At 65.3% G+C, this 16,436-nt stretch carries 16 protein-coding genes; 13 read left to right on the top strand and 3 right to left on the bottom strand.

Features of this window, described 5'->3' with window-relative positions; all coding sequences use genetic code 11:
* Positions 1-899, top strand: an 899-nt coding sequence (locus ABWP92_RS05005; RefSeq protein WP_353234259.1) for a YbaY family lipoprotein, incomplete at its 5' end; no start/stop codon positions are given.
* 50 nt (positions 900-949) lie between these two features.
* Here ABWP92_RS05005 and ABWP92_RS05000 read toward each other — a convergent pair.
* A complete protein-coding gene (locus ABWP92_RS05000) occupies positions 950-1,870 on the bottom strand; it encodes a phosphoribosylaminoimidazolesuccinocarboxamide synthase (protein ID WP_353234258.1) in 921 nt (306 codons plus the stop codon).
* A 337-nt stretch (positions 1,871-2,207) separates the two neighbouring features.
* On the opposite strand from ABWP92_RS05000, the gene hpf reads away from it, so the two are divergent.
* From hpf to hprK, 3 genes are all read left to right on the top strand, one after another.
* Positions 2,208-2,564, top strand: coding sequence for a ribosome hibernation-promoting factor, HPF/YfiA family (hpf, locus tag ABWP92_RS04995; RefSeq protein ID WP_353234257.1), 357 nt, complete (start codon positions 2,208-2,210; stop codon positions 2,562-2,564).
* A gap of 189 nt (positions 2,565-2,753) precedes the next feature.
* Positions 2,754-3,221, top strand: a complete 468-nt coding sequence (locus tag ABWP92_RS04990; protein WP_353234256.1) for a PTS sugar transporter subunit IIA — start codon at positions 2,754-2,756, stop codon at positions 3,219-3,221.
* An 80-nt stretch (positions 3,222-3,301) separates the two neighbouring features.
* Positions 3,302-4,258, top strand: a complete 957-nt coding sequence (gene hprK / locus ABWP92_RS04985) for an HPr(Ser) kinase/phosphatase (protein ID WP_353234255.1) — start codon at positions 3,302-3,304, stop codon at positions 4,256-4,258.
* Positions 4,259-4,335: 77 nt separating this feature from the next.
* On the opposite strand, the gene fur is transcribed toward hprK, so the two are convergent.
* Complete coding sequence (fur, locus tag ABWP92_RS04980; protein WP_353234254.1) at positions 4,336-4,767, bottom strand: ferric iron uptake transcriptional regulator; 432 nt, start codon at positions 4,765-4,767, stop codon at positions 4,336-4,338.
* Positions 4,768-4,856: 89 nt separating this feature from the next.
* Between fur and ABWP92_RS04975 the strand changes: the two genes are divergently transcribed.
* The 6 genes from ABWP92_RS04975 to ABWP92_RS04950 all read left to right on the top strand — a co-directional run bounded on the left by ABWP92_RS04975 (position 4,857) and on the right by ABWP92_RS04950 (position 10,425).
* On the top strand, positions 4,857-5,420 hold the full coding sequence (locus tag ABWP92_RS04975; protein WP_353234253.1) for an outer membrane protein assembly factor BamE: 564 nt from the start codon (positions 4,857-4,859) through the stop codon (positions 5,418-5,420).
* A gap of 115 nt (positions 5,421-5,535) precedes the next feature.
* The gene (gene dapB / locus ABWP92_RS04970) at positions 5,536-6,363 is read left to right on the top strand and encodes a 4-hydroxy-tetrahydrodipicolinate reductase (protein WP_353234252.1); all 828 of its coding nucleotides are present in this window, start codon (positions 5,536-5,538) and stop codon (positions 6,361-6,363) included.
* A gap of 21 nt (positions 6,364-6,384) precedes the next feature.
* Entirely contained in the window at positions 6,385-7,065 is a 681-nt protein-coding gene (locus ABWP92_RS04965) for a MotA/TolQ/ExbB proton channel family protein (protein ID WP_353234251.1), read from the top strand.
* A gap of 15 nt (positions 7,066-7,080) precedes the next feature.
* Positions 7,081-7,539: a biopolymer transporter ExbD gene (locus ABWP92_RS04960; RefSeq protein ID WP_353234250.1), complete on the top strand. Its 459-nt coding sequence runs from the start codon at positions 7,081-7,083 to the stop codon at positions 7,537-7,539.
* A gap of 151 nt (positions 7,540-7,690) precedes the next feature.
* On the top strand, positions 7,691-8,698 hold the full coding sequence (locus ABWP92_RS04955; RefSeq protein WP_353234249.1) for a DUF2157 domain-containing protein: 1,008 nt from the start codon (positions 7,691-7,693) through the stop codon (positions 8,696-8,698).
* Positions 8,695-10,425 carry a GDYXXLXY domain-containing protein gene (locus tag ABWP92_RS04950; RefSeq protein WP_353234248.1) on the top strand — a complete coding sequence of 577 codons (1,731 nt, stop codon included), beginning with the start codon at positions 8,695-8,697 and terminating at the stop codon, positions 10,423-10,425. The genes ABWP92_RS04955 and ABWP92_RS04950 overlap by 4 nt, the downstream gene beginning before the upstream one ends.
* A gap of 11 nt (positions 10,426-10,436) precedes the next feature.
* Here ABWP92_RS04950 and ABWP92_RS04945 read toward each other — a convergent pair whose 3' ends face one another.
* Positions 10,437-11,663 (bottom strand): mechanosensitive ion channel family protein, encoded by a 1,227-nt coding sequence (locus tag ABWP92_RS04945; RefSeq protein WP_502907451.1) that lies wholly within the window; start codon positions 11,661-11,663, stop codon positions 10,437-10,439.
* A gap of 438 nt (positions 11,664-12,101) precedes the next feature.
* On the opposite strand from ABWP92_RS04945, the gene leuS reads away from it, so the two are divergent.
* From leuS to holA, 3 genes are read left to right on the top strand one after another with little or no spacing between them, the layout of a single operon-like run.
* Positions 12,102-14,807 carry a leucine--tRNA ligase gene (gene leuS, locus ABWP92_RS04940; protein WP_353234246.1) on the top strand — a complete coding sequence of 902 codons (2,706 nt, stop codon included), beginning with the start codon at positions 12,102-12,104 and terminating at the stop codon, positions 14,805-14,807.
* 42 nt (positions 14,808-14,849) lie between these two features.
* Positions 14,850-15,362: an LPS-assembly lipoprotein LptE gene (locus ABWP92_RS04935; RefSeq protein ID WP_353234260.1), complete on the top strand. Its 513-nt coding sequence runs from the start codon at positions 14,850-14,852 to the stop codon at positions 15,360-15,362.
* 19 nt (positions 15,363-15,381) lie between these two features.
* Positions 15,382-16,434 (top strand): DNA polymerase III subunit delta, encoded by a 1,053-nt coding sequence (gene holA, locus ABWP92_RS04930; protein ID WP_353234245.1) that lies wholly within the window; start codon positions 15,382-15,384, stop codon positions 16,432-16,434.
* Positions 16,435-16,436: the final 2 nt, after the last annotated feature.

Raw genomic sequence — 16,436 nt, 5'->3', positions numbered from 1 at the left:
CAGCGCCGCCAGCCTGTGGCGCCATGCCATCGCATGGCCGCCGCATGCTGTGTGGCGTGCTGGCTGCGTTGGGCGTGCTGGCGTTGCTCTCGGGCTGCGCCAGCCAGCCCCGCCCGGACGCCGAGATCACGGGCCGGGCTTTTGCGAAGACACGGCTGTACATTCCGCCGGACGCCGTTTTTGAAGCAGCGCTGTTCGACGTCACGAACGAAGCCGGCCCCCCCGTGGCGCTTGGCCGCCAGCGCGTGGAACCCGCCGGGCAGGCGCCATTCGATCTGGCGATCCCGTTCCGGCAAGGCCAGATCCAGCGCAACGGCAAGTATGTGGTGCGGGCGCAGGTGACTCTCTACAACCAGTTGCTCTATTACACGCCCGTCGTCAATCCGGTTTTGCAGGACCCGGCATACCGGCGCGTGGACGTGCTTCTGGAGCCCTACGCACGCACGGCCGCCACGGCTGACGCAGCGATTCCCTTCGAGCGCACGCACTGGAAGCTCGTGAGCCTGGGCGAAGGCTTGGCGTCGCGGGCCGGGCGCGAGGCGGAAGGCGCGGCGCCCGCGTACATCCAGTTCCAGCCAGACGGACAGACGCTCCCGCCGGGCCGCTCGCGCGGTGGCTTCGTCGGATCAGGTGGCTGCAATCGCTTTCTGGGAACCTATGAAATGCAGGGTGCGGCGCTGAGGATGCAACTGGCCGACACCTCGATCCGGCTGTGCCTGGAGGGTGGCCGCGACGAACCGGAATTCCTGCGCTCTCTGTCCCGGGTGCGCGCCTTCATGCAGAGCGGGCGCGATCTCGTGATGCGCGATGAAGATGACAAGCCGTTTCTGCGCTTTCGCGCGCAGGAGGCGGGCGAGGCCGGTTTTGAGCCTTACGAGCCGCCCAATTCGCCTCAGTAGAGGCCGCAGCCTGCCAGCCAAGCCTGCTCGGACAGGCGGCGATTGCGGGCTCAGGCCGTCAGGCGTTCCAGAGCCTCGCGGTACTTGGCGGCGGTTTTCTCCACAACTTCACGCGGCAGGCGCGGGGCGGGAGCGGTCTTGTCCCATGGCTTGCCGTTGATGCGCACGGACTCCAGCCAGTCGCGCACGAACTGCTTGTCGTAGCTGGGCGGATTGGCGCCGCTCCTGAGTGCCTCGTCGTAGCCTTCCACGGGCCAGTAGCGCGAGCTGTCGGGCGTCAGGACTTCGTCCATCAGCACCAGCTCGCCTTCGGGCGTGAGACCGAATTCGAACTTGGTGTCGGCGATGATCATGCCTTTTTCGAGAGCGATGGCGGCGGCCTTCTCGTACAGGGCGATGCTCACGTCGCGGATGCGCGAGGCCAGATCCTGGCCGATCATCTCGACGGTGCGCTCGAACGTGATGTTCTCATCGTGCTCGCCGGCAGCGGCTTTCGCGGCTGGCGTGTAGATCGGCTGGGGCAGCTTGGCTGCGTTGGTCAGGCCCTCGGGCAGCGGCACGCCGCAAACCGAGCGCGACTCCTGGTATTCCTTCCAGCCGCTGCCGGCCAGATAGCCGCGCACGACGGCCTCCACCGGGATCGGCTTCAGGCGCTTGACCAGCATGGAGCGGCCCACGACCTGCGGCACTTCGGCGGGCGTGACCACGCTCTCGGGCGCTTCGCCGGTCAGGTGGTTGGGGACGATGCCTTGCAGCCTGTCGAACCAGAAAAGCGCCATCTGGGTGAGCAGTTCGCCCTTGCCGGGAATGGGCTCTCCCATGATCACGTCGAAAGCGGACAGGCGATCGGAGGCCACCATCAGGATGCGGTCATCACCCACTGCATAGTTGTCGCGCACCTTGCCGCGCGCCAGCAGCGGCAGCGAGGTCAGGGCGGAAGTATGCAGAGCGGAAGAGCTGGACTGGATCATTGCGGTTTTCGGGCAAACACAAAAGGAGGGGTTCCGTCCGGCACGGCGGGCAACGCGCCTGGCCGGGAGGGGTCGTGAGGCTTGATTTTACGCCTGGCGCCGCATGCGTCGCGGGCCGCCGGATCGGGCTGCCTGGGCAACTTGGCATTGTGACCGTTTTTTTGCGGCTTGGCATCTGTAACAGCTAACCCGGGCATCCTGGCAGGGCTGGCGTTGCTTTTCCCGGGCGGCACGCGCATAGTGAATCCCGACATGAATGCATTCAAGTTCGGCTGCCCGGCTCCCTCATTGGCAGGGAAAGGGGCGATCTCAAACCGTGCGTCACAGGAGACGTTTTATGAACTTGACGATTAGCGGACATCACCTGGAGGTGACCCCCGCATTGCGCAACTATGTGACTTCAAAGCTCGAGCGCATCACGAGGCACTTCGATCAGGTTGTTGATGTCAAGGTGCTGCTGACTGTCGAAAAACAGAAAGAAAAAGACAAGAGGCAGCGAGCGGAATGCAATGTCCGGGTGAAAGGCAGTGATCTTTTTGCGGAAAGCGCCCACTTCGACCTGTATGCGGCGGTGGACGAGTTGATCGACAAGCTCGATCGAAAGGTGATGAAGTACAAGCAGCGTCTTCAGGATCATCAGCCGGCGCTGCGCCGGGCGACGGCGCAATCGGCGGTAGCGGCGGCGGCAGCTTGACGGGAAAGCCCGCTCCAATTCCTCCAACAAACGTATCCGGCGCGACTGATACATAATGCAACCCCATTATCAGGCGCGTCCGCTTCCCGCCAATTTCGGGGAATGGATACGCAACCGCCTTCCAAGGCGGTTTTTTGTTGCTTATAGTAGGTTCTTTAGGGTTTACGCTGGACGCGCATAATCGACACCATGAATCGTCTTGCTTCCATACTGCCTCAAGCCCAGGTGCTGGTGGGCGTTGACGCCACCAGCAAGAAGCGCGCTTTCGAAGAAGCGGGTTTGCTGTTTGAGAGTCAGCACGGTTTGTCCCGTGCATTAATTACCGATAGCCTGTTCGCCCGCGAACGCCTGGGCTCCACAGGCCTGGGGCATGGCGTCGCCATTCCGCACGGGCGCATCAAGGGACTGAAGTCGCCCATGGCGGCGGTGTTCCAGCTGGCGCACCCCATTGGCTTCGACGCGCCCGACGAGCAGCCGGTTTCCCTGCTGATTTTCCTGCTCGTGCCGGAAGCGGCCACGCAAAAGCATCTGGAAATCCTCTCGGAAATCGCCGAGCTGCTGAGCGACAGCGGGCTGCGCGAACGCATCAAGAGCGCCAAGGACACCGCCGAGCTGCACAGCCTCATCGCCGACTGGCGATCCGCGCAGGCGGCCTGATCCCGCTTCCCGGCGTTCCCCGGACACGGCCAGACGATCGATCCTGGCCCTGATCACCCGCAAATTCAGTCAGGAATAGCGTGAAACCCAATCTTGTCAGTGCCGACGTCCTGTTCGAAGAGTTTCGCAGCTCGCTCAAGCTGGTCTGGATCGCGGGGCTGGGCGCTTCGGCCCGCCGCTTCGACGAGGAAGCCGTCCGCGCCGCGCGCTCGGGCGCGGACCTGGTGGGTTATCTCAATTACATCCACCCGTTTCGCGCGCAGGTCCTGGGCGAGCGGGAAATCAAATACCTCTGCAACGGCACGGAAGAAGACTGCAAGCGCCGCGTGGCCCGCATCCTGACCCTGGAGCCGCCGGTGCTGATCCTCGCCGACGGCCAGACGGCTCCCGATGCGCTGCTGTCGCTGTGCGAGCGCGCCCAGATTCCGCTGTTCGCCACGCATGAGTCCTCCGCCTTCGTCATCGACGTGGTGCGAGCCTACCTGTCCAAGCATTTCGCCACGCGCACCACGCTGCATGGCGTGTTCATGGACATCCTGGGCATGGGCGTGCTGATCACCGGCGAGTCGGGGCTGGGCAAGAGCGAGCTGGGGCTCGAACTGATTTCACGAGGCAATGGCCTGGTTGCCGATGACGCTGTCGATCTGTACCGCATCAACCAGACCACGGTCGAAGGCAAGTGCCCCGATTTGCTGCAGAACCTGCTTGAAGTGCGCGGCATCGGCCTGCTGGACATCCGCGCCATCTTTGGAGAGGCTGCCGTGCGCCGCAAGATGCGGCTCAAGCTCATCGTGCATCTGGTGCGCAAGGAAACGCTGGAGCGCGACTACGAGCGCATGCCTTATCAACCGCTCACTCAGGACGTGCTGGGCGTTCCGGTGCTGAAAGTTGTGATTCAGGTGGTTGCCGGCCGCAACATCGCCGTGTTGGTGGAGGCCGCGGTGCGAAACACTATCTTGCAACTGCGCGGCATCGATACGTATCAGGAATTTGTCGAGCGCCATCGCAAGGCCATGGCCAGCGGCATCCAGCCGTGAGGTCCCGGGCAGGCCGATGCGGCGCGGGATGATGGCCCCGGGGCCATTGCCATATGGCCATTGGTGCTGCAGAAATCCTAGCGCGACGCGCCCGTGCGCTTGGCGCAGTCCGAGCATTGGCCATACAGCGACATCGAGTGATCCTGGATCACCCAGCCCTTTTGCTTGGCGATCAGGTTCTGGCGCTTCTCGATTTCCGCGTCATAGAACTCCTCGACCTTCCCGCAACTGGTGCAGACGAAGTGATCGTGGTGCTGGCCTTCATTGAGTTCGTAGACGGCCTTGCCGCTCTCGAAATTGCTGCGCAGCAAGATGCCCGCCTGCTCGAACTGCGTGAGAACGCGGTAAACGGTTGCAAGGCCGATGTCGGAACGCTCTTCCAGCAAAACGCGGAAAACGTCTTCGGCCGTCATGTGGCGCTGCTGCCCCTTCTGGAAGATGTCCAGGATCTTCAGCCGCGGGAGCGTTGCCTTCAGGCCGGTGCTTTTCAGTTCGTCGATATTCGTCATGACAAGGTCTTTCGTTTGCCGAAGGCGCGTTAAGGCCCGGGGAATTCCAGCCGCTACAATGGCCTGATCATATCCCTATGGCTTTAACCATGTTCGCTCCCGCCCGTTACGGCGTCCGTTGTGGCGCAATCGTTTTGCTCAGTGCCGGGCTGGCCGCTTGCGGTAGCTTTGACAGCGCAAGCCATCGTCTGGCCAGCGCCATCACACCATACAAGATCGATGTTGTGCAAGGAAATTTCGTTTCCAAGGAACAGGTCGATGCCCTGAAGCCCGGCATGGGCCGCCAGCAGGTGCGTGAAATCCTGGGCACGCCGCTGGTCACGCCGATCTTCCACAATGATCGCTGGGAATACATTTTCACGCTCAAGCGTCCCGGTGTGGATCAGCAGACCCGCAAGCTGACGGTGTTCTTCAAGGATGACGTGCTCGATCGCTATGAGGGCGACGAGATGCCGACCGAGGCGGAATTCGTCTCGTCGCTCACGTCCAAGGCGTCCAGGAACAAGGTGCCGGCCCTCGAAGCCACCGAAGAGCAGCTCAAACGCTTCCCCGCAAGGCCCGATGCGCCGATTCCAGCCGCGGAGAACCCCGGCAACGAGGCGCCTTCCGCTCCCTTGCAGACCAGCTATCCGCCGCTTGAGATCCAGAAATAAGCCAGGGCATCCCCGCCAGCGATGCGGCGGTGCTCCCCCAACGACAAGCCCGCAGGGCGGGAATGCGCGGCATTCGCCAGCGCTCCGGCCGTAATTTGATAGAAGACATACTGTGATGACTGCTCCTTCCTCTTTCCGCCGCCGCGTTGCCGTGGCTGGCGCTTCCGGCCGCATGGGGCGCATGCTGATCGAAGCCATTCGCCAAAGCAGCGATTGCGTGCTGGCCGGTGCGCTGGATGTGCCCAGCAGCCCGGCCGTGGGAACGGATGCGACAGCCTTCCTCGGCCATGCGAGCGGAGTGCAGATCACCGCCGACCTGCGCGCCGGACTCGCAAACGCCGACGTGCTGATCGATTTCACGCGTCCCGAGGGCACGATGAACCATCTGCAGGTCTGCGAGGAACTGGGCGTGCAGATGGTGATCGGCACCACCGGGCTCACCGAAGAGCAGAAAGCCAGGCTTGCCCAGGGCGCCGCGAAGATCGGCATCGTGTTTGCCCCCAACATGAGCGTGGGCGTGAATGTCACGCTCAAGCTGCTGGAGATGGCGGCCAAGGCGATGGATGAAGGCTACGACATCGAGATCATCGAAGCCCACCACAAGCACAAGGTGGATGCGCCTTCGGGCACCGCGCTCAAGATGGGCGAGGTGATCGCCCAGGCGCAGGGCACCCGGCTTGCCGACCGCGCGGTGTATGAGCGCTACGGCCACACCGGCGCGCGCAAGCCCGGCGAGATCGGCTTTGCCACGATCCGCGGCGGCGATATCGTGGGCGACCACACGGTGATGTTCTGCAGCGAGGGCGAGCGCATCGAGATCTCCCACAAATCCTCGAGCCGCGCGGGCTATGTGCGCGGCAGCCTGCGTGCCGTCGGCTATCTGGCGGGCAGGACGAGCGGCATGTTCGACATGTTCGATGTGCTCGATCTCAACGGCGACTGACCCACCAAGGCGGAGCGCACCATGAATGGACTGGCGTGGTTGCGGCAAGGAGACGCGGTGACCCAGGCGGCCGCGGCGCTGCTGCTGGCCATGTCGGTGGCGAGCTGGATCACGATTTTCTGGAAGGCATGGCTCATGCGGCGCGCTCATGTGGACGTGCCGCGCAGCACGGCGGCGGTCTGGCAGGCGCCCACGCTCGCGGCGGCATGCGAACAACTCCGGCAGTGGGACCGCGAAGACCTCGTGCGGCCGATGGTGGACGCGGTGATCGCGGCGTCCGCGCAGCCGCCGGCCACGCTGGGCGGACAGGGCAGCCGCGCCCAGCAGTTGACGCGTGTGCTGCGCAACGCGCTGCAGGCATCGCTGGCAAGGCTCAAGTTCGGCCAGGTGCTGCTCGCCACCGTGGGCTCGACCGCGCCGTTCGTGGGGCTGCTGGGCACGGTCTGGGGGATCTATCACGCGCTCACGGGAATAGCCGGCGCGGGGCAGATCACCATCGAGCGCGTGGCCGGCCCCGTGGGCGAGGCGCTGATCATGACCGCCGCGGGCCTTGCCGTGGCGATCCCCGCGGTGCTGGCCTACAACGTCTATGGCCGCATCCTGGGCAACGTGGAGGCCGACCTCGAAGGCTTCGCGCATGATCTGCGCGAGTTGCTGGCCGATGAAGCGGCCACCGCCTTGACCGCCCCGCCGGGCGAGTGAGCCGGAGCTGATGCCATGGCATTCGGGCGGATGGAGCGGTCGCAGGAATCCAAGCCGATGAGCGACATCAACGTCACGCCGCTGGTGGACGTGATGCTGGTACTGGTGGTGATCTTCATCCTTACCGCGCCCCTGCTTGCCAGCGCCATTCGCCTTGACCTTCCCAAGGCGCAGGGCGCCGAAGCCAGCGCAGCGGCGCAAAAGCCGGTGGTGGTATCGCTGGATGCCGCAGGCAACACCTATCTGGATGACGAGGCGCTGGATGCGCAGGCTCTCGGGCGCCGTCTGCGCGACCTCGCGGCAAGCCGCGCGGATACGGAGATCCAGCTGCGCGCGGACACCACCGTGCCCTATGGCCGGGTGGTCGAGCTGATGGGCGAACTCAACTCCGCGGGCCTTCACCGCATCGCCTTCGTGACGGAGCCGCAACCGGCGCAGGCACGCGCCCAGCCTTCCGGCGCCGGCAAACCCTGAGCCCTGAGCTACCCGGCCTTGCCCGGGCCGGTATTCTCCGCAGCGCTTTCGCGTATCGTCGGGCGATACTCCTTGCGCGCAGGTGCGTTGTTTTCCGCGCCGGCGCTACAGTGGCGCCCTGGCATCAGCCAGGCATTGGAGAGAGTCCTCGATGGATCGCACCTTGTACGAATGGGCGGCGCGACAGCCGCAAGGCAGTGATGCGCGGATCGCGCAGCTGCACGCCGTGGCCACGGCCCCGGGAGATGCGCGCGCCCTGGCGCGCAACATGCACCGGGGCTTGCTGTTCGTGGCGGGAGTGCTGCTGGCCAGCGGCCTCATTTTCTGGATCGCCGCCAACTGGCAGGAGCAGACGCGCATGTTCAAGCTGTGCCTGATCGAAGGCGCGCTCCTCGTCAGCGTGCTGGCCTCCATTTTCTGGCGGCGCGGCCGTATCGCCGCGCTGCTTTGCGCGACTCTGGCGCTTGGCGGGCTGCTGGCCTTCGTCGGCCAGACTTATCAAACCGGCGCGGATGCGTGGCAGTTGTTCGCGGCCTGGGCTGGACTGGCGTTGATCTGGGCATTGCCCGCCCGCAGCGACGTGCTGTGGACGGTGTGGATCGCCGTTGCGGCGGCGGCCATCGGCATGTGGTGGGGGCGCTTCAATGCCTGGGAGATGCTGTTCTCCGGTGGCCGTGCGGCCACGCAACAACTGCTGTTCATTGGCATGTGGCTGCTGCTCGCGCTCGTTCCCACGCTGGTTTCCCTGGCCGCGTGGACGCGCCACCGCCAGGGCGTGGCGTGGTGGTCGCATCGCCTGGCGCTCGCGCTGGCTCTGTGCGCGTGGACCACGCTGGGTGTCTCCGGCCTGTTTTCCAGAACCGACAGCCCTCTGGCGTTCGCCCTGTGCGGCCTGCTGATCGCGGCAACGCTGGCACTGTCGTACAAAGGCCGTTTGCAGGATTTCGCCAGCCTGTGCCTTGGCGCACTGGCGGCCAATGCCTGGATCATGGCGCTGACCGTCAGGGCAATCCCCTCGGGCAGCGGCGATGTCGGCGCCTTCTTGATATGTACGGTCGTCGGTATCGGCTGCCTTGCCGCGACGGTTTCCGGGCTGCTCGCCGTGCAGCGCGGCCTGCGTGCGCGGGCGGATGGGGTGAGCGCGGGAGGAATGCAATGAACGCGGATACTTTCGCATCGCGGCCCGCATGGTGGCAGCGCGCGCGGGGCATGGGACTGGTCCATGGCGATGCGCCGTGCGCAATGGACGATGATGATCCGAATGTGTTCATCGTGGCGCTGGCGCTGCTGGGCGCGCTGGTCTGTACCTTGCTTGCGGGCGGGCTTCTGTTCTCGCTGTTCGATTCGGACTTCTGGCTCGAACATCCCGCCGCCTATGCCGTCAGCGCGCTGGGGATCATCGGCGCGGGGATGATGCTGCGGCGCACCCACGCCGTGTTCGCCACCTGCCTGGCGCTGGTGCTGTGGGGTGCTTTCACCGCCTTGTTTCTGATGTGTCTTTTGCATGACGTGCATGGCGACCTGCCGGTCATTCTGACTTTTTCGGGTGCCGTCGCCGTCTTGCAGTGGGCGGGCGCGCTGATCGCGCGGACGCTGTGGATCAAGCGGATCATGGGCTTCGTGTTTGCGCTGGCGTTGTATGTGTTCCTGGCGCAATGCGTCGCGCAGGCGCTGCTGCCCATGCTGCTGCAAGCCGGTGGCGTGCTCATGGCGGGGCTCTGGCTCGCATGGCTGCGCAAGGAGCCGCGGTTGCTCGGTGGCGTGGCGCGCGCACCGGCGCTGAAGGGCTGGGCGGCTTTTGCCGATAGCGCGGCCGTGGGGTTGATCGCCATGCTGGCTTGGGGGGCGGCCGGCGATGGCTCGGGGTATGGGCCGATGTACCCGTTGTTCGGCGTGCGCCATCCGGGCGATGGCGACGAGGTCCTGCTGCCTCTGTATATCGCCATAGGTCGTGGCTGGGCGTCGCTGCTGGTGCTCGCGGCGACGGGGCTGCTGTATGCGCGCTGGAAAAAGGCCGCAGAGGCTTCGAGGCAAGCGCTTTCGATGCTGCTGGGCTGCGGCGCGCTGCTGGCGGTGGCCGCGTGGTTCAGCCCGTCGCTGGGCCTGGTCGCCCTGATGGCATCGGGCGCGCTGGCCGGTGGGCGCTGGCGCATCGCGGCGCTATGCGGGCTGGCCGCGCTCTGGGCGCTCTCGATGTTCTACTACAGTCTTGCGTGGACGCTGGCGCAGAAGGGGCTGGGGCTGGCGTTGATGGGCGCCGTCCTGCTGGCTGGATTGTTCGCGCTGCGCGTGGCGATGTCGCGCGGGACGGGGGCGGGCTCCGCGACTTCGATAGAGGCGCTGCCGCACGGCGTCGCCTGGTCGCGCGCGCGGCTTGCGTGCCTGATCGCTGGCGCCGTGCTGGTCTTTGGGCTTGTGAATTGGGACGTGCGCGGCAAGGAGCAGGTCATCGCCGATGGCCGCCCCGTGCTGGTCGGACTGGTTCCCGTGGACCCGCGCTCGTTGATGCAGGGCGATTACATGGCGCTCAATTTCGACTTGCCGGCGCAGGTGCTGGAAGAACTCGGCAAGGTGGCCATGCCGTCCGCCCGGGTGATCGCATCACTCGATGAACACGGCCGGGCGACGGTGCGGGCATTGGCCGGGCCGCAATCCCGCGCGGGCAGCGGCGAAATCATCCTGCCGCTCAAGTATCTGAAGGGCCGCTGGGTGCTGGTGACCGACGCCTATTTCTTCCCGGAGGGGCAGGGGCGGGTTTTCGAGGCCGCCCGGTACGGCGACTTCCGGGTGTTGCCCGACGGGCGCGCGCTGCTCGTGGGGCTGGCCGATGCGGAAGGCGCGCCGATTCCGGTGCCGCGCGCCGCAGCGCACGGCGTGCCGGATTGACGGTAGGGCGGTCAGGCCGACAGCATGCGGGCTTCGCCCTGCCGCAAGGCGATGGTCACGTCATGGCCCGATGGGTTCTGGAACGCGCGCAGCCCGAACTCCGGCAGGATCGCCATCAGGTGGTCGAAGATGTCGCCCTGGATCGCCTCATATTCCAGCCACGCGGTGGTCGCGGTGAAGCCGTAGATTTCAAGAGGCGTGCCGTTGGTGGTGCTCTCCATCGTGCGGGCCATCAGGATCATGTCCTTGCGCATGCGCGGGTGCGCCTTGAGGTATGTGTTCACGTAGGCGCGGAAGGTGCCGATGTTGGTGAGCTTGCGCAGGTTGACGATCTCGCCGGCCATGTCGGGGGCCTTGCGCGCGAATTCGCTGTTGAACGCGTCGATCTCCTGCATCTTGCTCTCAAGATAGGGCCTGAGCAGCGCGATCTGCGACAGCTCCCGCACTTCCGCGTCGGTGAGGAACCGCACGGTGGCGTTGTCGAGCAGAATGCTGCGCTTGATGCGGCGGCCGCCCGACTCCGACATGCCGCGCCAGTTCTTGAAGCTCTCGCTCATCAGGCGCCAGGTGGGAATGGTCGTGATGGTGTTGTCCCAGTTGCGGATCTTCACCGTGTTGAGCGCCATGTCCACCACCGCGCCATCCGCGCCGACCTGATCCATCTGCAGCCAGTCGCCCACGCGCAGCATGTCATTGCCCGTGAGCTGCACGCCTGCGGTGAACGAGAGAATGGTGTCCTTGAACACCAGCATCAGCACCGCGGACATCGCGCCCAGGCCAGAGAGCAGGATCAGCGGCGAGCGGTCGATGAGCGCGCCCACCATGATGATCGCGGCGATCAGCGCCGTCACCAGTTTACCCAGTTGCACGTAGCTTTTGAGCGAGCGTGTGCCGGGGACGCTGGAGAGCGAGGCTTCGTTGTGGTCCTGGACCACGTCGAGCACCGCCATGATGACCCGGCCGATGGCCAGCACCGTGCATGCCACCGCGACGTTGTGGATGATGTTGGCCGCCACGGACGGCAGGTGCGGGATGGCGAACACGCCCGCCTGGAATACCAGCGACGGCACGATGTGCGACAGCCGCGTGAGCACGCGCGCGTCCAGCAGGTTCTGCATCCATCCCTGCGGCAGGCTGCCCGCCAGGCGCCGCAGCACGCGCAGCAGGAGCAGGCGCACGATGAATCGCAGCACATAGGCAAGGACCACCAGCGCGCCCAGGCTGATGGCGCTTTGCATCCAGGGGTCGAGATGGCTGAGGGTGGCGTAATACTCGGAAAGCACGGGTTCACACTCCTTGAAGCGGCTTTGAGGGTGAAAGAGGGGGCGGCGCGGGCGGAGGACGGGGTGACGGCGGAAACGGGCGGCTGGCGCGCGGGCATTCCGCCTTGCTCCCGCAACGCGGGCCTGGCGTCCATGTCCGGCAAGGCAAATGCCGGAAAGCGGCCCTGATTCTCGCATGCCTGCACGCGGCTGCGCGATTGACCCCGGCAGTCCCCGGGGAAGATTGCGCGCGCTGTGACGGGCCGCGCGGCGCAGGTATCGGAGCAGGAACCGGGGTTCGGGTGAAACGCCTACAATCTTCGACCATTCGGCTCGCGTTGACCCCGCATGCCTCCCGAAGGCCGGACTTTTCGCGCAGGGTGTGGCGGCCGCATTCATTCCAATCTGAGTTCCATGCAAGACAAATACAACCACGCCGAGGTCGAGCGCGCAGCGCAAGGCCACTGGACCGCCAACGACGCCTATCGCGTGACCGAAGACGCCTCCAGGCCCAAGTTCTACGCCTGCTCCATGCTGCCGTATCCCAGCGGCAAGCTGCACATGGGCCACGTGCGCAACTACACCATCAACGACATGCTCACGCGCCAGCTGCGCATGAAGGGCTTCAACGTGCTGATGCCCATGGGCTGGGATGCGTTCGGCCTGCCCGCGGAAAATGCCGCGCTCAAGAACAAGGTGCCGCCGGCGAAGTGGACCTACGAGAACATCGCCTACATGAAGGGCCAGATGCAGGCCATGGGCCTGGCCATCGACTGGAGCCGTGAAGTCGCCACCTGCGATCCCGAGTACTACAAGTGGAACCAGTGGCTGTTCCTCAAGATGCTGGAGAAGGGCATCGCCTACCGCAAGACGCAGGTCGTGAACTGGGACCCGGTGGACCAGACCGTGCTCGCCAACGAGCAGGTGATCGATGGCCGTGGCTGGCGCACTGGCGCCCTGGTGGAAAAACGCGAGATTCCGGGCTACTACCTTGCCATCACCAACTATGCGCAGGAGTTGCTTGACCATGTGCAGATCGGCAACGAAAAGGCCACGCTGACAGGCTGGCCCGACAAGGTGCGCCTGATGCAGGAAAACTGGATCGGCAAGTCCGCGGGCGTGCGCTTTGCGTTCACGCACGACATCAAGGGCGCGGACGGCGAGTTGATCCAGGATGGAAAGCTGTTCGTCTTCACGACGCGCGCGGACACCATCATGGGCGTGACCTTCTGCGCAGTCGCGCCCGAGCATCCCCTGGCCGCGCATGCGGCGGCGGCCAACCCCCGGCTCGCGGCCTTCATCGAGGAATGCAAGAAGGGCGGCACGACCGAGGCTGAACTGGCCGTCAAGGAAAAGGAAGGCCTGCCGACGGGCCTGTTCGTCACGCATCCCATCACCGGCGGGCAGCTTGAAGTGTGGGTGGGCAACTACGTGCTCATGAGCTATGGCGACGGCGCCGTGATGGGCGTGCCGGCGCATGACGAGCGCGATTTCGCATTCGCCCTGAAGTACCAGTTGCCGATCCGGCAGGTGGTGAAGGTCGAGGGCGAGAGCTACGACGCCACGCAGTGGCACGACTGGTACGGCGACAAGGAGCGCGGCGTCGTCATCCATTCCGGCGACTTCGACGGCATGGGCTACAAGGATGCCGTCGCCGCTGTCGCCAAGGTGCTCGAGGGCAAGGGGCTGGGCGAGCTCAAGACCACCTGGCGCCTGCGTGACTGGGGCATCAGCCGCCAGCGCTACTGGGGCACGCCGATCCCGATGATCCTGTGCGAAGACTGCGGCCCGCAGCCCGTGCCCGAGAAGGATCTGCCGGTGGTGCTGCCGCAGGACCTGGTGCCGGACGGGTCGGGCAACCCGCTCGTCAAGAGCGAAGCCTTCCACGCCGGCGTGGTCTGCCCATGCTGCGGCAAGCCCGCGCGCCGCGAAACCGACACCATGGACACCTTCGTCGATTCGTCGTGGTACTTCATGCGCTATTGCGATGCGAAGAACGGCGAGAAGATGGTGGCCGATGGCGCCGACTACTGGATGCCGATGGACCAGTACATCGGCGGTATCGAGCACGCCATTCTCCACCTGCTGTACGCGCGTTTCTGGACCAAGGTGATGCGCGACATGGGCCTGGTGAAGGTCGATGAGCCGTTCACCCGGCTGCTCACCCAGGGCATGGTGCTCAACCATATCTACAGCCGCCGCACGGCCAAGGGCGGGAAGGAGTACTTCTGGCCCAAGGACGTCGAGCACGTGTTCGACGAATCCGGCAAGATCCTCGGCGCCAGGCTCAAGGTGGCGGTGGACAGCGCCGACGGCATGCTGCCCGTGGGCACGGCGATCGACTACGAGGGCGTGGGCACGATGTCCAAGTCCAAGAACAACGGCGTCGATCCACAGGAGCTGATCCAGAAGTACGGCGCGGATACCGCGCGCCTGTACACCATGTTCACCTCGCCGCCGGAGCTCACGCTCGAGTGGAACGATTCGGCTGTCGAGGGCAGCTACCGCTTCCTGCGCCGCGTGTACAACTTCGGCGCGAAGCTGGCCGCATCCGGGTTCGACGCCGCGCGCGCCAAGGCCACGGCCCGGGATGGCGCCGTGGGCGTTGCCTTCGGCAAGGAAGCCAAGGCGCTGCGCCTGGAAATCCATACCGTGCTCAAGCAGGTGGACTACGACTACCAGCGCATGCAGTACAACACCGTGGTCTCCGGTGCGATGAAGATGATCAACGCCCTCGAGGACTTCAAGGCGCTTGATGCCGAGGGTGGCCGCGAAGCGGTGATCGAGTGCTTCGGCATCCTGATCCGCGCGCTCTACCCCGCGACACCGCACCTGTGCCATGTGCTGTGGACCGAACTCGGCTACGCCAGCGCGCAGGGCGAGCTGCTCGACGCGGCCTGGCCGCAGGTGGATCCACAGGCGCTGGTGCAAGACGAGATCGAGCTCATGCTGCAGGTGAACGGCAAGCTGCGCGGCGCGATCCGCGTGGCGGCACAGGCCGACAAGGCTTCCATCGAGGCCGCGGCCCTTGCCAACGAGGAGTACCACAAATTCGCCGAAGGCAAGGCGCCGAAGAAAATCATCATCGTGCCGGGCCGTCTGGTCAACGTGGTCGTCTGACGGCCGATGCAGCAAGTCACGCAGGAGAAGCCAAGCGCCATGATGCAAAAACGTACCGTTCTCACCATGTTCGCCGCCGCACCGCTGCTGGCGGCCTGCGGCTTTCGCCTGCGCGGCGCGCCCAATTTCAGCTTCAAGTCGATCCATGTGAAGGCGCAGCCCGGTTCGTCGCTGGCGCGCGAGCTGACCCGCACGCTCAAGGGCGCGGGCGGCGACATCACGGTGATCACCGAACCTGAACGCATCACTGAAGCGGAAGTGATCTGCAACATCCTCTCGGAGAACCGGGAGCGTGTCGTGGTGGGCCTGAACGCATCGGGCCAGGTGCGCGAATTGCAGTTGCGGCTGCGGCTGCATTTCTCGCTGACCGGCCAGCAGGGCCAGGAATACATCCCCAATACGGAGCTGCTGCAGCAGCGCGACGTGAGCTACAACGAATCGGTCGCGCTGTCCAAGGAAGGCGAAGAGGCCATGCTGTTCAAGAACATGCAGACCGATCTGGTGCAGCAGTTGATGCGCCGCCTCGCGACGGTCAAGATGATTCCCGTCTCCTGACCCTCACGCCGGTGAACGCATGCAAGTTGCTTTGAACCAGCTCGCGGCCCATCTGCAAAAGGGCGTCAGGCCGCTGTACGTGCTGCACGGCGATGAGCCGTTGCTGCAGCAGGAGGCGATGGACGCCATCCGCACCGCCGCGCGCGCGCATGGCTATTGCGAGCGCAGCAGCTTTACGGCGCAGGGCGCGCATTTCGACTGGAGCGGGGTGCTTGCCGCGAGCGGATCGCTCTCGCTCTTTGCCGACAAGCAGATCATTGAAATCCGCATTCCCTCGGGCAAGCCGGGCAAGGATGGAGGCGCGGCCCTTCAGCAGATCGCCCAGGAAGCGGCGGGCAACGAGGGCACGCTCACCGTCGTGATGCTGCCGCGCCTGGACAAGGCGACCAGGACGGGCGCATGGTTCAGCGCGCTCGATGCCGCGGGCGCCAGCATCCAGATCGATCCCGTCGAGCGCGGCGCCTTGCCTCAATGGATCGCGCAGCGCCTCTCGCAGCAGGGCCAGCGCGTGGTCCCGGGCGAGGAGGGGCAGCGCACGCTGGCATTCTTCGCAGACCGGGTGGAAGGCAACCTGCTTGCCGCGCACCAGGAAATCCAGAAGCTCGCACTGCTCTATCCGTCGGGCGAGCTGAGCTGGACGCAGGTCGAGCAGGCCGTGCTCAACGTCGCCCGCTACGACGTCTTCAAGCTCTCCGAGGCCGTGCTGTCGGGCAATGTCGCCCGCATGCAGCGCATGCTGGACGGCCTGCAGGCCGAGGGCGAGGCCGAAGTGCTGGTGCACTGGGCGCTGGCCGAGGACATCCGGGCATTGAAGCGTGTGAAGGATGCGATGAACGCGGGCAAGCCCCTGCCCATGGCCTTGCGCGAGAACCGGATCTGGGGGACGAAGGAGCGGCTGTTCGAGCGCGTTCTCCCGAACGTGGGCGATGCGGCGCTGGCGCGCCTTCTGCAATCGGCGCACATCGTCGATGGCATCGTCAAGGGCCTGAAGCAGCCTGACTGGCCGCACAGCGGATGGCTGGCGCTGCAGCGGCTGGGGCTGCAGCTGTGCAAGGCCTGCGCGCCGCGCTGAGC

This window comes from Diaphorobacter ruginosibacter (assembly GCF_040396215.1).
Lineage (GTDB): Bacteria > Pseudomonadota > Gammaproteobacteria > Burkholderiales > Burkholderiaceae_C > Diaphorobacter_A > Diaphorobacter_A ruginosibacter_A.
This window is presented reverse-complemented; position numbering and strand designations above follow the sequence as displayed.

Coding starts and splice junctions, on each gene's coding strand:
- ABWP92_RS05000 (WP_353234258.1), bottom strand. CDS start 1,870: ATGATCCAGTCCAGCTCTTCCGCTCTGCATACTTCCGCCCTGACCTCG.
- hpf (WP_353234257.1), top strand. CDS start 2,208: ATGAACTTGACGATTAGCGGACATCACCTGGAGGTGACCCCCGCATTG.
- ABWP92_RS04990 (WP_353234256.1), top strand. CDS start 2,754: ATGAATCGTCTTGCTTCCATACTGCCTCAAGCCCAGGTGCTGGTGGGC.
- fur (WP_353234254.1), bottom strand. CDS start 4,767: ATGACGAATATCGACGAACTGAAAAGCACCGGCCTGAAGGCAACGCTC.
- ABWP92_RS04975 (WP_353234253.1), top strand. CDS start 4,857: ATGTTCGCTCCCGCCCGTTACGGCGTCCGTTGTGGCGCAATCGTTTTG.
- dapB (WP_353234252.1), top strand. CDS start 5,536: ATGACTGCTCCTTCCTCTTTCCGCCGCCGCGTTGCCGTGGCTGGCGCT.
- ABWP92_RS04965 (WP_353234251.1), top strand. CDS start 6,385: ATGAATGGACTGGCGTGGTTGCGGCAAGGAGACGCGGTGACCCAGGCG.
- ABWP92_RS04960 (WP_353234250.1), top strand. CDS start 7,081: ATGGCATTCGGGCGGATGGAGCGGTCGCAGGAATCCAAGCCGATGAGC.
- ABWP92_RS04955 (WP_353234249.1), top strand. CDS start 7,691: ATGGATCGCACCTTGTACGAATGGGCGGCGCGACAGCCGCAAGGCAGT.
- ABWP92_RS04950 (WP_353234248.1), top strand. CDS start 8,695: ATGAACGCGGATACTTTCGCATCGCGGCCCGCATGGTGGCAGCGCGCG.
- ABWP92_RS04945 (WP_502907451.1), bottom strand. CDS start 11,663: ATGCAAAGCGCCATCAGCCTGGGCGCGCTGGTGGTCCTTGCCTATGTG.
- leuS (WP_353234246.1), top strand. CDS start 12,102: ATGCAAGACAAATACAACCACGCCGAGGTCGAGCGCGCAGCGCAAGGC.
- ABWP92_RS04935 (WP_353234260.1), top strand. CDS start 14,850: ATGCAAAAACGTACCGTTCTCACCATGTTCGCCGCCGCACCGCTGCTG.
- holA (WP_353234245.1), top strand. CDS start 15,382: ATGCAAGTTGCTTTGAACCAGCTCGCGGCCCATCTGCAAAAGGGCGTC.